The sequence below is a fragment of the Burkholderia sp. KJ006 genome (assembly GCF_000262695.1).
GTDB classification, from domain to species: domain Bacteria; phylum Pseudomonadota; class Gammaproteobacteria; order Burkholderiales; family Burkholderiaceae; genus Burkholderia; species Burkholderia vietnamiensis.
On record NC_017921.1, the window covers coordinates 2242403 to 2256598 of the forward strand.

The 14196-nt window shown below is 67.3% G+C and carries 11 protein-coding genes; 5 read left to right on the forward strand and 6 right to left on the reverse strand.

Features of this window, described 5'->3' with window-relative positions:
- The first annotated feature begins 149 nt into the window (after positions 1-149).
- Positions 150-1058 (forward strand): helix-turn-helix transcriptional regulator, encoded by a 909-nt coding sequence (locus MYA_RS23735; protein WP_011882615.1) that lies wholly within the window; start codon positions 150-152, stop codon positions 1056-1058.
- Positions 1059-1165: 107 nt separating this feature from the next.
- On the opposite strand, the gene MYA_RS23740 is transcribed toward MYA_RS23735, so the two are convergent.
- Both MYA_RS23740 and MYA_RS32010 read right to left on the reverse strand, forming a co-directional pair.
- On the reverse strand, positions 1166-2812 hold the full coding sequence (locus MYA_RS23740; RefSeq protein WP_011882616.1) for an Nramp family divalent metal transporter: 1647 nt from the start codon (positions 2810-2812) through the stop codon (positions 1166-1168).
- Between the two features lie 103 nt (positions 2813-2915).
- Positions 2916-3053 (reverse strand): hypothetical protein, encoded by a 138-nt coding sequence (locus MYA_RS32010; RefSeq protein WP_014725409.1) that lies wholly within the window; start codon positions 3051-3053, stop codon positions 2916-2918.
- Between the two features lie 1114 nt (positions 3054-4167).
- Here MYA_RS32010 and MYA_RS23745 point away from each other — a divergent pair.
- Complete coding sequence (locus MYA_RS23745; RefSeq protein ID WP_014725412.1) at positions 4168-4398, forward strand: hypothetical protein; 231 nt, start codon at positions 4168-4170, stop codon at positions 4396-4398.
- Positions 4399-4487: 89 nt separating this feature from the next.
- Complete coding sequence (locus tag MYA_RS23750; RefSeq protein WP_014725413.1) at positions 4488-5969, forward strand: carbohydrate porin; 1482 nt, start codon at positions 4488-4490, stop codon at positions 5967-5969.
- Positions 5970-6261: 292 nt separating this feature from the next.
- Here the strand turns inward: MYA_RS23750 and MYA_RS30335 are convergent, their stop codons facing one another.
- Positions 6262-6648, reverse strand: coding sequence for a hypothetical protein (locus tag MYA_RS30335; RefSeq protein ID WP_080957615.1), 387 nt, complete (start codon positions 6646-6648; stop codon positions 6262-6264).
- Between the two features lie 219 nt (positions 6649-6867).
- Complete coding sequence (gene treA, locus MYA_RS23755) at positions 6868-8577, reverse strand: alpha,alpha-trehalase TreA (RefSeq protein WP_014725414.1); 1710 nt, start codon at positions 8575-8577, stop codon at positions 6868-6870.
- Between the two features lie 307 nt (positions 8578-8884).
- Between treA and MYA_RS23760 the strand changes: the two genes are divergently transcribed.
- Both MYA_RS23760 and MYA_RS23765 read left to right on the forward strand, forming a co-directional pair.
- Positions 8885-10273, forward strand: a complete 1389-nt coding sequence (locus MYA_RS23760) for an MFS transporter (RefSeq protein ID WP_014725415.1) — start codon at positions 8885-8887, stop codon at positions 10271-10273.
- Between the two features lie 335 nt (positions 10274-10608).
- Complete coding sequence (locus MYA_RS23765; protein ID WP_014725416.1) at positions 10609-11820, forward strand: winged helix-turn-helix domain-containing protein; 1212 nt, start codon at positions 10609-10611, stop codon at positions 11818-11820.
- A 40-nt stretch (positions 11821-11860) separates the two neighbouring features.
- Here the strand turns inward: MYA_RS23765 and MYA_RS23770 are convergent, their stop codons facing one another.
- Together MYA_RS23770 and MYA_RS23775 are read right to left on the reverse strand one after the other, a co-directional pair.
- Complete coding sequence (locus MYA_RS23770) at positions 11861-12970, reverse strand: alpha/beta fold hydrolase (protein ID WP_011882624.1); 1110 nt, start codon at positions 12968-12970, stop codon at positions 11861-11863.
- Positions 12967-14187, reverse strand: coding sequence for an acetate/propionate family kinase (locus MYA_RS23775; protein WP_014725418.1), 1221 nt, complete (start codon positions 14185-14187; stop codon positions 12967-12969). Before MYA_RS23775 ends, MYA_RS23770 begins: the two co-directional genes overlap by 4 nt.
- Positions 14188-14196 lie beyond the last annotated feature (9 nt).

Consider the following 14196-nt stretch of genomic DNA (forward strand, 5'->3'; position numbering starts at 1 on the left):
CGCGTACCCAGGCATTTTTGTACAATGCCCCCGCGTTTCGTCAGGATGACGATCGGCGCAAATCATAACGATGCTCGATCGCACGCCGCGCACACCGTGTACGACACGGCAACTGCCCGGCGATGCGCGTCGATTCCGAGGGATGGCTCATGTCCGATATTGCATTGCATGAAGAAGCGGTCGCCCCAGGCAGCATGGCCCGTTCGTCGCAGCGTCCGATCGCGAACGCGAATGCGTCGAGGGAGCGGCCGGTGCAGGTCGTCTGGTGCGACGACGTCAAGCTCGGCGAGGTCGCGCAGCCGAACGCGCCGAAGCTCGGCGTCGCCGATACGCTCGCGCAGGCGCAAAGCACGGCCGAGCGCAACCGGATCGTCGCGAGCCTGCTGCACCTGACCGGCTTCTCGACCTTCGCGTATTTCGCGCTCGAGTTCTCGCGCGAGCGCGTCGAGAGTCTCTATCTGCACGAGGCGTTCACGCCGGCCACCTACCGCGGCGACTACGTGCGCCACAGCCATCACGACGTCGATCCGCGCACGCTCGGCGCGCGCGTGTGCAACATGCCGATCGTGTGGGATCTGCAACAGCTGCGCCGCGAGCATCGCGAGCGCGACGGCGGCCCGTGCGTGACGTCGGCCGCGCTCGACGGTTTCCTGCAGACGATGCAGGACGACGGGATGTGCAGCGGCATCATGTATTCGATGGCCGTGCCCGGCACCCGGCTGCATGCGTTCATGAGCTTCACCGCGCCGCGCCGCACCCGCGAATGGATCGCGCCGACGACGATCGAGCAGGCGCTGTCGATCGGGCTGTCGGTGCACAAGTTCGCGTCGCCGCAGCTGATCGCGACGTCGCGCGAACGCGCGATCAACGGGCTCACGCCGTTCGAGCAGGAACTGTTGCTGGGCATCGCGGAAGGCGCCTCGGACAAGGAGATCGGCCGGCGCCTCGACACCAGCGCGCACAACGTCGACTATCACCTGCGCAAGCTGCGCAAGCGCTTCGGCGTCGCGAACCGGATTCAGCTCACGTACCTCACGTCGAAGCTCGAGTTGATCTGACGCGGGCAACGCAGCGGCGTAAGCAACCGCTCATGCTACTGCGTAAACGAACATGCCGGCCTCGCGGGCCGGCATGTTCGCATGTGGCGCGACCACCGCGCGCCGCGCTACTTCAGCAACGTCATCTGCACGACCTTGACGATCACCAAGCCCACCGCCACCACCAGATAGCCGCGCAGCACGGCCATCCACACGCGCGTCGCGACGGTCATCTTCTGCGGCGTGAGCGAATCGAGCGGCGGCATGCGCCACGCGTCGCGCAGCGAGCGGTCGATGCCGGGCTCGACGACGCGCCGGTTGCGGCGGATCAGCACCGTCGCGAGATAGCCGGCGATCGCGAGCACGGTGCCGCCCACCAGCACGTCGACGATCGCTTCGCCGCTGATGTCCGGGTACATCACCGAGGCGGTCAGGATGATCGACAGCAGCACGAGCACCCAGATCACCGCGCCCGTGAACACGTTCAGCCGCGTCGAGTTGACCCACGGCCCGAGCACCTGGCGATCGTTGCACAGCACGAGCAGGAACACCGTGGCGCTCGGCAGCAGCACGCCGGCGAGCGTCTGCACCGCTTCGGTCAAGAGGCCGAGCGGGCTGCCCGGAATCAGCACCAGCGCGGCCGCGGCCGCGACGATCCCGAAGTAGACGAGATAGAAGCCCTTCGCGTCGGACACGCCGCGATGCAGCGAATGGCGGATCTTGAACACGTCGCCGATCGCGTACGCGGTCGACAGCGACACGGCCGCGGCGCCGATGATGCATGCGTCGAGCAGCGCGACCGCGAACAGCGTCGCGCTCGTGCGGCCCGCGTATTTCTCGAGGCCGGCGATGATGCCGCCCGCATCGGTGAAGTTGCCGGCTTCCGGATGGCCGCCGAACAGCGCGGCGCTGAAGCCGATCATCGCGACCGCGCCGATCAGCACGAACGCGATGCCGATCCACAGATCGATCTTCTCGTACTTCATGAAGCGCGGCGTGATGCGCTTGTCGATCACGTAGCTCTGCTGGAAGAACAGCTGCCACGGCGCGACCGTCGTACCGACGATGCCGATCACGAGCAGCATCACGTCCGACAGCTTCGCGTGCGCGGGCCAGTTCGGGATGAAGAAGTCGCGCGACATCTGCGACACCGGCGGATGGATCGACACGAGCACCGGCACGAGCAGCAGGCTCAGCACGCACAGCACGATCGCGAAGCGCTCGAAGCGCCGGAAGTCGCCGGTACTCACCGCGGCCATCGTCAGCGCGGCCGCGACGCACACGCCGGCCACCTTCGGGAGACCGAAGAATGCGAGCACGAACGTGATGCCGATGAACTCCGTGACGATCGTCAACGCGTTGAGCAGGAACAGGTCGATCACGCTGAACGCACCCCAGAACTTGCCGAAGCGCTCGAAGATCAGCCGTGCATGGCCCACGCCCGTGACGGCGCCGAGCCGCAGCACCATTTCCTGGTTCACGTACAGCACCGGCACGAGCAGCAGCAGCGTCCACAGCAGCGTCGTGCCGTAGTTCTGGCCGGCCTGCGTATAGGTGCCGAACGCGCCGGCATCGTTGTCGCCGACCATCACGATCAGACCGGGCCCGATGATCGCCAGCAGCGTGCGCAGCCGCGCCCACCAGGTGCCGCGCGCGGCGGTGTCGTGATGCGCGATCGTGCCGAGCGCGCCGCGGATGTCGCCCAGGTGGGCTTCGTCGAGCACGGCGCTGCGTTCGACGGCGATCGGTGGAGAGACGTTCGATGGCGTGGACATGATGAATTCCGTACGGCAGATGTGTTTGGCCAAGCGCGTGGCCTTGGCATACGCGCGCGGAGCGGCCGCCGCGCGCATGCCGAGGCTTGCTCGGTGCTGCGATTCAGTGGAACAGCGACTTCAAGCGGGAGATGAAGCGCGAGAACACCCGCGGGCGGGCGTCGAGCGTCAGCATCGCGTCGTAGTGACGGCGCGATTCCGTGACGTGCGGAAGGTTCGACAGCAGAAGGCCGAAGTTCATGATCTGGCTCCTTGGCGGGCGGCATGCGTGCCGGGCCGCGTGGTGGGCGCGGGGCCAGTCCGGGGCTGAACGATGCGTCAGGCTAGTCGGCCGGAAGGTCCCTGCGATCCCGGTTCAATTGGGTCGGTGGGTGCAACGGGCGTAAGGGACAACTGTCACTGTCGTTCATGGCGGCTCCTGTGCGGTGTTCCGGAGAACACGGTTGGCCGCCGCGCGGCGCGCGGACCGTCGTTCGGGCGCAGGCGGAACGCATGCGCGAACGCGGCCGCACAACGGGCGGCGGCGAGACCGGAATGCGGATGCGCGAACGCATCACGCCGACCGGCGCGAATCAGGGTGCACGTAGGGAGTTACTGCGGAAACTGCTGCGCGCACCGTTTGCCTGACGGACAAACGGCGGCTTCGATGAGGCGCGGACGTCGGTCGCTCAGGCGGAAATTTCGTTCGAAGATCGACTACTGCAGGCGTCCAAGGCGGCGGCCCCAAGAGTGAAGATGCCGGATTCTATGGATCGCCCGAAAGTGAAGTCAACCCCTGGAAACGCCATTTCCCGAAATAATTTTCGCGGCCGCCGACGCTGAAAGATTTGCGCTCGACATCACGCGGCGCAACCTTTCAGCGCGTCGCGGCGCGGCGTTGCGCCGATGCGCGCGAACAACGGTGCAACGCCCGCCGGGGCACGCTTTGACGCGCTGCGTCGCGCCGCCGCCAGGGGCTCGTCAGCGCGCATCGGCGCGCCGCGACCGCAGCTTTCATGCGATTTTTGCTTGCACCGCAGCAAAAATCGCGACTACAATCCGCCCCAAATTCATCACGGGAGTCCCCTCCGTGGACACTAGCTCCAGTTGCAGTTCGGGGCCGGTTCAGGCCGGCCAAGCCATCGCGAGATAGCAGCCAGGCTCACGTCTTTCGCCGCTAGCTCGCATCAGTCGGGTTAGCGCGCTTCCTTCGGCCGGCATTGCCGGTACGTCCGTCGCACGCTCCGTTACGTTTCAATCGCCGATCGCAGGCCGCGTGCCGCGCCCGCGCTCGATCACGCCGTCCGGCTTGCGCCGGTGCGGCCGGAGGCAGCGTCATGGTCGTTCAATCGTTTTCACTCAGACTCGAGCGATGCTTGCAGGCAGGACGCACGCGCTGTGCGCTCGGCAGGCGCTCCCCGCTTGCGCACGCACGCCGCCACCGGCGCGACGCCGCACGCGTGCAGCTGCGTGCCGCGTGGCGCGCGCTCGATTGCGCGCTGCTCGCCGCGATGGCCGCGGCCGTCGCGCTCGGCGCGCTGCTCTGCGCGAGCGCATCGCGAGTCGGCTTCGCGCAGGTTTCGCGCGTCGCCGGCTGGCTGCCGTAACGGGCATCGCCACGCGCGCTTAGCAACGCGCGCTGCACTGCAATCTTTCTTCATCAATCTCACTGATCGGACCGCCACACGGAAATCACATGAAGAACCATCTCGAACCCGTTGCTCGCAAGCCACGCCTGCCGGCGTTCGCCACCTTGCTGCTGTCGCTGGCGTCCGCTCCGGCGCTCGCGCAGGCACTGCCGCCCGCCGCCGCGCCGGAACCGGCTGCCGGCGCGAGCGGCGCCGCTGCCCCCGCGCAGGCCGCCGATGCTGCCGAGCCCACCGGTTTGTGGGAACGGTCGAACCTGTTCGGCAACATCGGCGGCCTGCGCGACGTGCTCGGCGAGCACGGCGTCACGCTGAACCTGCAGGAAACCAGCGAGTACCTGTACAACGCCGCGGGCGGCACGCAGCGCGGCGGCGCCTATCAGGGGCTCACGCAGTTCGGCTTCACCGTCGATGCGCAGAAGGCGATCGGGCTGCCGGGCGGCACGTTCAACGTGTCGGGGCTGCAGATCCACGGCACCAACCTCACGTCGCGCTATCTGCAGACGCTGCAGACGGCGACCGGCATCGAGGCGAATTCGACCACGCGCCTGTGGGAGCTGTGGTACCAGCAGGCGTTTTTCGACGGCAAGGCGGACGTGAGGATCGGCCAGCAGAGCGTCGACCAGGAGTTCATGGTCAGCCAGTACGCGGCGACGTTCATCAACTCGACGTTCGGCTGGCCGGTGCTGCCGGCCACCGACCTGCCGGCCGGCGGCCCGGCGTATCCGCTGTCGTCGCTCGGGGTGCGCTTGCGCGTGAAGCCGGCCGACGCGTGGACGGCAATGATCGGCGTCTACGACGGCAACGCGGCCGGCCGCAGCGACGGCGATGCGCAGACGCTGAACGCGCACGGCACCAACTTCAACCTGCGCAGCGGCGCATTCGTGATCGGCGAGCTGCAGTACGCGCTGAACGCGCCGTCGTCCGACCCGAAGGCGCCGCCGCCGGCCGGCCTGCCCGGCACCTACAAGATCGGCTTCTGGTATCAGACGCAGCACGCGAACGATCCGCGCGTCGGCACCGACGGGCTGTCGCTCGCGAACCCCGCCAGCAACGGGATTGCGGCCACGCATCACGGCAACTACGGCTTCTATGCGGGCGCGGACCAGATGATCTGGCGGCCGGCGCCGGACAGCCCGCGTTCGGTCGGCGTGTTCGCGCGCGTGATGGGCGCGCCGGGCGATCGCAACATCGTCGATTTCGCGGCCAATGCGGGCATCACGCTCAAGGCGCCGTTCCGCGGCCGCGACGACGACACGGCCGGCATCGCGATCGGCTATACCAAGATCGGCTCGCATGCGCGCGCGCTCGACGGCGACACCGGCACGTATCAGACGCCCGGCTACCCGGTGCGCCGCGCGGAAACGGTGATCGAAGCGACCTACCAGTATCAGGTCGCGCCGTGGTGGCAGTTGCAGGCCGACCTGCAGCACTTCTTCCGGCCGGGCGGCGGGATCCCGAACCCGAACGCGGCCGGCGCGCGCATCGGGGATGAAACGGTGATCGGGGTGCGCACTACGATTACGTTCTGATGGGCGGGTTGGGTGGGAGGTGCCGCACCTCACCGTCGCTCGCGCGGCAGTGCGGTGCGTGGTTGAACGGGCAGTCGGCTTGGGGATTGGGCTTCGGCTACTGCTGCGGCAGCTGATCCCCGGCGGTCGCAGCCGATTGCCGTTAGCTGTATTAAGGCCGGCTAGACCAAATAGACAGAACCAGATCGGCTGACTCGGTTCGGCCATTTTCGGTCAGTCGAACGCGAACCTCGAAACGTTGACAGTTCGGGATACAGAAGCCGGCAGAAAGTGTCTCCTGGCGGATGCCTCCTTAAAAGCCCGGCGCTGGCCGCCAATGAACAAATGGTGGGTACGGTGCGCCGTTGAGGAAGGCCAGAAATACCTCCACAACCTGGTCAGCCATGAACCATTCATCTGAGCGCATCGGAATGTTGCCCGCCCGGAAGACTAGGATGGTGCCGTCTGGGCGTACAGGTGACGATTTGTCGTGGAATGCTCTCCACCGTTGCGCACCGAACTGGAAACGCTCAATCATGCAACTTACGCCGCCGCCCGCTACCTGCACATAGCTACCACTAGCATCAGTCAAAGACGCATAAGATGACTTGCCATAGCTGCGCAGCGATTTCAGTGCGTGAGTGATCTGTCGTGGCGTTGGCGCGATGATTTCCGCCTTCCCTTCGATGTTGAATTTCATTTGCTGAATTGCTCCGATTCATCCAACCGGACGTGAATCCTACCAGCACAAGCCTCAAGCTGAATGACCGCTAACGGCAAACCTGACTGACCGCTCAGGGTCGATCGCGCCCCCTTGACGAAGCAACCCCAAAGCAATCCCCGACCTGATCTCCCGCTGACCGGGAGATCAGGTCTCGACCAACGCACGTTAGTCGCCACACGTCAGCGCCAACCGCCGCTACTCCCCATACAACCCGAGCAGTTTCAGCGTGACGCCGTTGGTCCATCCAAAGCCGTCCTGCAGCGGATATTCCCCGCCACCGCCGCCGCCCTCGCCGGCGCCCTCCACCACGTACTTCTCGACGAGCTTGCCTTCGGTCGCATACACGTGCTTCACGTCGGCGAGAAAGCGCGTGCCGATGTCCTTCGCGAGCGCCGCTTCGCCGTAGCGCCGCAACCCTTCGATCGCGATCCATTGCAGCGGCGCCCAGCCATTCGGCGCATCCCACTGCTGGCCGGTGTTCTGCGTCGTCGTCGCGAGGCCGCCCGGCTGCAACAGCGTCTTGCGTACCTCGCGCGCGGTCGCCTTCGCGCGCTCCGGCCACGCGACGCCGGCAAACAGCGGATACAGCGCAGCGGCCGTCACGCCGTCACGCGGCTTGCGCAACTGCCAGTCGTAATCGCCGTAATAGCCGCGGCGGTTCCACAGATAGCGGTTGATCGCGGCGGCGCGGCGCGCGGCCCGCGCGGAAAAATCGACCACGCATCCGACGTCGCGCGCGACCGTGCAGCCCTTCACGATCGTCGTCTCGAGATGGAACATCAGGCTGTTCAGGTCGACCGGCACGATCGACGTCGTGCGGATCGTCGCGAGCGTCCTGCCGTCGCCAAACCAGCGCGAGCTGTAGTCCCAGCCGCTTTCGGCGCCCGCGCGCAGGTCGCGGTACACGTCGTTCGCCGGACGGCTCGGCACGGCCTTCGCCGTCGTCACGTCCTCGAGATACGACTCGTCGCGCGGCGTGTCGCTCGCATCCCAGTAGCGATTGAGCACCGCGCCGTCCGGCATCGCGACCACGTGGCGCACGGCCTCGCCGCGCGGCGCCGCGCTTTCGCCCTGCATCCAGTACGCATACTCCTTGCGCAGCGCCGGCAGATACTTCTGGTAGACCGTGTCGCCTTCCGCCCGCGCGGCGAGCGTGACCATGTACGCGAAGAACGGCGGCTGCGAGCGGCTCGCGTAGTACGTGCGGTTGCCGTTCGGGATGTGGCCCACCGTGTCGATCAGGTACGCGAAGTTGTCGAGCATGTCGTCGACCAGATCCTCGCGCCCCGACACCTGCAGCCCGAGCATCGTGAAATAGGTGTCCCAGTAGTAGCCTTCGCGGAACCGGCCGCCGGGCACGACGTACGGCTTCGGCATCGGAACCAGCGAACTGTACGGCGGCACGCTCGTCGTGGTCCGCGTGAGCTGCGGCCACAGCCAGTCGATGTGCTGACGCAGCGTCAGGTTCGCGGGCGGCGTGACGCCACCCTGCGGCGGCGCCGTGAAGTACTGGTCGACGAACGCCTTCAGCGAGAAGCCCGGCTGCGATTTCTGTTGCTGATACAACTGGACGATCGTCGCCGGATCGGTATTGGGCGTCGCGTCGACGAACGTCTTCTGGTCGGGATAGAGCTGCGCGGTCTGCACCGCGACGAACAGGTCGCCGTACAGCTGGCTCGGCGGCGGCAGCAGCGCGCCCGCTGCGGCGCTTGCCGGCGTTGCGGCCGTCTGCATCGCGGGCTGGCTCGCCGCGTGGTTCGCATTGTCGGCCTGTGCGGCGCAGCCGGCGACGGCAAGATAAGCGATGGCAAGCACGGCCGCGCAGCGCGGACGCAGCGCAGGCATGGACGTGGACGGATGCAGACCGGGATGTGATGCGATCGATTCGGCGCGACGCGATGTCATGACGTGTCCCCTCCTTTCGGTGGCCAGTGGATCGGCAGGGGTCTCGTTCGCGCGGGCGCTCGTCTCGATGGCCGTCGATCGATGCGCATTGTGGTGTTTCGCAGATGTGGGTGGACTGTCGCACGAAACGCGCGACGCGCGCAAGTCGGGGGGGCGCGTCGCCGGGAGCCGAGGCGCCGGCGCAGTCGTCTCTGCTTCGCGACGCCGTAACAGGAACGACTATTGCAACATGCGGAACACGCGCACGGCTGCGTGACGCGATCACCACAATGTGGGCATAATGGCGCCTTTACCGCGCGCCCTGCCCATGTCGCCCGTCTTTCTAGCACCGCTCATCGTTGCCTGTGCGTTGTTCATGGAAAGCGTCGACGCCAACATCATCGTCACCGCGCTGCCCGCGATGGCGAGAGACTTCGGGCACAGTCCCGTCACCCTGAACATCGCGATCACGGCCTACGTGGTCGGCCTCGGCGTCTTCATCCCGATCTGCGGATGGCTCGCCGACCGCTTCAGCGCACGTTCGGTATTCCGCACCGCGATCGGCATTTTCGTCGCCGGCTCACTGTTGTGCGCGGCCTCCAACTCGCTCGGCCTGCTGACCTTCGCGCGCTTCGTGCAGGGCGTCGGCGGCGCGATGATGGTGCCGGTCGGCCGCATCATCATCTTCCGCGCGGTGCCGCGCGCCGAGCTCGTGCGCGCGATGAACTACCTCGCGATTCCCGCGCTGTTCGGCCCCACGCTCGGGCCGCTGGTCGGCGGCTTCATCACGACCTATCTGCACTGGCGGATGATCTTCTTCATCAACGTACCGATCGGCATCTACGGCATCTATCTGGCGAGCAAGCACATCGCGAACACGCACGAGCCCGATCCCGGCCCGCTCGACTGGTTCGGGTTCCTGTTGTCGGCGAGCGGCGCCGCGCTGCTGCTGATGGGGCTGACGCTGATCGACGGCGCGCTCACGTCGCGCGGCAACGCGATCGCGATGTGCGCGGTCGGCGCGGCGATGCTCGCGCTGTACGTGCCGTACGCGCGCCGCAAGACGCGGCCGGTGCTCGATCTGAGCTTCCTGAAGATTCCGACCTACCACGCGAGCGTGGTAGGCGGCTCGCTGTTCCGGATCGGCCTCGGCGCGGTGCCGTTCCTGCTGCCGCTCGCGCTGCAGGAAGGGCTCGGCATGAGCGCGTTCCACTCCGGGCTGATCACCTGCGCGTCGGCGCTCGGCGGCGCGGTGAGCCGCTCGACGGCCACTCATACGCTGCGCCGCTTCGGCTTTCGCACGGTGCTGATCTACAACGCCGCGTTCGCCGGGCTCGCGATCGCCGCATACGGCGTGTTCCATCCGGGCATGCCGACCTGGGCGATCTGGACCATCGTGCTGGTGGGCGGAATCTTTCCCGCGCTGCAGTTCACGAGCCTCAACTCGATGATCTACGCCGATATTTCGCAGGCCGATGCAGGGCGCGCGACGAGCCTCGGCAGCGTCGTCCAGCAGATGTCGCTCGGGCTCGGCGTGACGGTCGCCGGCCTCGTGCTGCACCTGTCACACTGGCTGCAGGGGCATCAGACGATGGTGTGGTCGGACTTCTGGCCCGCGTTCGTCGTGGTCGGGCTGTGCTCGTTCGCGTCGATTCCGATCACGCGCCGGCTGCCGCCGGGCGCCGGCGACGAGGTCGCGCGCGGCAAGCGGAAATGATGCGCCAGATGGGCAGAAGAAACAGATTCGGTTCGTAACGGACCACGAAAAAAAACAGCGGACATCCACACGGGGCCGGTGCACAGCCGCATGGATGTCCGCTCAGGGCTCCGGGTTCCTCGTGGGGGTTGAGAATCCCGGATCTGCTTCCTGCGTGCCATTGACATATGTGCGTCGGAAGCCGAATCGTTGCGCGCCTGTTTCATCGCGTCATGGCAGCACTATAAGGAAACTCGGGCCGCGCATCTGTCAAGCATTGTCAGACACGCGGCGTGCACGCGCGCGCCGCTTTCGCGCTACAGTGATGCCCGACCGCCACCTCAGCCGCCGTCCCGATGCTCACGCTCTCGCCCGCCGCCGCCCGCGCATTGCATCTCGCCGCGCAGGGCCTGCTGACCCCGCCGCGCCGCAAGGCCACGAAGGCCGACGTCCTCGATGCGATCCGCCGCATGGCGCAATTGCAGATCGACACCATTCACGTCGTCGCGCGCAGCCCGTATCTGGTGCTGTTCAGCCGCGTCGGCAACTTCGACCCGCGTTGGCTCGACGAGCATCTCGCCGAAGCGCGCCTGTTCGAATACTGGTCGCACGAAGCGTGCTTCCTGCCCGTCGAGCAGTTCGGGCTGATGCGCTACAAGATGCTCGACCCGCGCGGAATGGGATGGAAATACGCGGCCGACTGGCACGCGCAGAATCGCGCGGAGATCGACTCGCTGCTGGCGCGGATCCGCGCGCAAGGCCCGGTGAAATCGGCGGATTTCGTCCGTGAGGATGGCGTAACAGGCAACGGCTGGTGGGACCGCAAACCCGAGAAGAAGCACCTGGAAGTGCTGTTCACGTTAGGCGAGCTGATGGTATCGGAGCGCCGCAATTTCCAGCGGATCTACGACGTGCGCGAACGTGTGCTGCCCGACTGGGACGATGCGCGCGACCTGCCGCCGCGCGAGGCGGTGCTGCCGGCGCTGCTCGACTACACCTGCCGCGCGCTCGGCGTCGTGCGCGCGGACTGGGTCGCCGATTACTACCGGCTGCCGCGCCGCTCGTATCGTGCCGAACTCGACGCGCTCGCAGGCGCGGGCGAGCTGATTCCGGTCGAAGTGGCCGGCTGGAAGGAGCCGGCCTACGTGCATTGCTCGCTCGACGCATTGCTGCCGGCCGCCGCGGCGGACACGCTGCGCTCGACGGTGACGACGCTGCTGTCGCCGTTCGATCCGGTGGTGTGGGACCGCCGGCGTGCGTCGACGCTGTTCGGATTCGACTACACGATCGAGTGCTATACGCCTGCGCACAAGCGGCGCTACGGCTACTTCTGCCTGCCGGTGCTGCATCGCGGCCGGCTGATCGGACGCGTCGACGCGAAAGCGCATCGCGCGCTCGGCACGTTCGAATTGAAGGCCGTGCACGTCGAGCCCGGCGTGCGATTCGGCACGGGGCTCGCGGCCGATGTCGCGAAGGCCGTGCAACGGCTGGCGGCGTGGCATGGCACGCCGCAGGTGACGGTCGCGCACGCGCCGCCGGAATTGACGAAGGCACTGGCCGGCGCATGAGCGGGCGGGCGCGCCGGCCGCGCCGCGCCAACCGCCTGCATCAACGCTGCTGCGCGATCCACGCGGCGATCCCCGGCCACGTGTCCTTCAACGTGCGCGAGCCCATGAACAGCCCGATGTGGCCGCCCGGCACGAGCCGGCTCGTCACCTGCTCCGCCGGCGTGCCGAGATACTGCTGCGCGCCGAACACCTGCTCGCGCGTCGTGATGTCGTCGGTTTCGCCGGCGAGCAGGAATGCGGGACAGCGCACGTCCTTCAGGTCGAGCGTGCGGCCCAGCGCAACGAAGGTGCCGCGCGCGAGCCGGTTTTCCTTGAAGATCTGCTGGATCGCCTGCAGATACCAGCGGCCCGGCAGGTCGATCGGGCTCTCGTACCAGCTCGCGAATATCTCGCGCTTGCGCAGATAATCCGGGTCGTCGAGATGTTCGTAGAGATCGACGTGGTCGGCCAGATAATGCTGGTCGGGATGCATGTTCTTCCAGCCGCGCAGCATGAAGCGTCCGCGCATCAGGCCGCCGCCCATCGCAACGAGCTCCTCGTAGAACGACAGCGGATAGGTATGCGCCATCTGTTTGATCGGGCCGTCGCCCGCGTCCGTGTCGATCGGCGAGCCCGCGAGCACGAGGCTCGCGACCTTGTGCGGGAAGCGCGCCGCGTACATCGCCGACATCCAGCCGCCCTGGCACAGCCCGACGAGGTTCACGCGCCCGCCCAGCTCGTCGACGCACACGTTCAGTTCGGCAAGGTACTGGTCGATCTCGAGATCCTTCATGTCCTCGGTCGCCGAACGCCAGTCGGTCAGGTAGAGCCGCGTGACGCCGTGCTCGCGCAGCGTCTGCATCAGGCTCTGCCCCGGCTGGTAATCGGCGATCATCGCGCTGTGGCCGGCATACGGCGCATCGACGATCGTCGGCAGCCCTTGCGGCTGCGCCGTCGAGTAGTCGCGAAAGATCATCGTGCGCAGCTCGAGCAGCGGCCGGTTCTCCGTGGCGAGCGCCGGACGTTGGCCGAAGTGCAGCTTCTCCTCCTCCGCGACGAATCGCAGATTGCGGGCAGTGAGTTCGGAGCCGGCTTCGAACAGCGTGGCGGCGGCCGCCATCGGCCAGAAGATCGGCAGCGACGCCGTCGCGGGTCGGTGAGTGGATTTCATCGGGATAGTGAGGCGCTCGAGGTCGAAGGAGAAAATACCGCGCCGTCCAGCACGCGGCGCGTGTGACGCGCGATCATCAAATTCTCGTCGGTCGGCATCACGCGAACCGTCACGCGCGACGCGTCGGTCGAGATCACCGCGCGGCCGGCCGCGTTCGCGCTTGCGTCGACGGCGATGCCGAGCCACGCGGCGCGCGCGCAGATCAGCTCGCGCACGCGCGGCGCATGCTCGCCGACGCCCGCGGTGAACACCAGCGTATCGACGCCGCCGAGCACGCCGGCCAGCGCGGCCATCTCGCGCGCGACGCGATACGCGAACAGCTCGACCGCATGCGCGGCCGAAGGCGCATCGCTCGCGAGCAGCGTGCGCATGTCGCTCGACACGCCCGACACGCCGAGCAGCCCGGATTCCGCATAGATCAGATGCTCGACGTCATCGACGGAACGCCCGTCGTGTCGCAGCAGATACAGGATCACGCCGGGGTCGAGGCTGCCCGTGCGCGTGCCCATCGGCAGCCCGTCGACGGCGGTGAAGCCCATCGTCGTCGCGACGCTGCGGCCCTGCTCGAGCGCGCACAGGCTCGCGCCGTTGCCGAGATGCGCGATGATGGTGCGGCGCTGCCGCCACGCGGGATCGAGTTCCGCGAGCACGCCCGACACATATTCGTACGACAGCCCGTGAAAGCCGTAGCGCACGATGCCCTGTTCGGTGAGCGCGCGCGGCAGCGCAAATTCGCGCTCGAGCGCGGGCATCGTCGCATGGAACGCGGTGTCGAAACAGGCGACCTGCGGCAGCTCGGGCGCGACCGCGGCGACCGCGCGAATCGCATCGACATGATGCGGCTGGTGCAGCGGCGCGAGCGGCGCCAGCGACGTGATCGTCTCCAGCACGCGCGCATCGATCCGCACCGGCGCGGTGAAGTACGGGCCGCCGTGCACGACGCGGTGGCCGACGCCGTCGAACGCCGCCTCGCGCCCGACGTGATCGGCGAACCACGCGTGCAGCGCTTCGATCGCCGCATGATGGCCGGGGCGTGCGACCGCGCGATCGGCGAGCAGCACGCCGTGCGCATCGACCACGGTGAGACGCGGCGCGACGTGCAGGCTGTCGATCTGCCCATGCACGCCGGCGTCGAGCGACCGGTCGTCACGCGTGTCGTACACCGAAAATTTCAGGCTCGACGAGCCTGCGTTCAGAACCAGCACCGGATGCCGCATCGCCGCCTC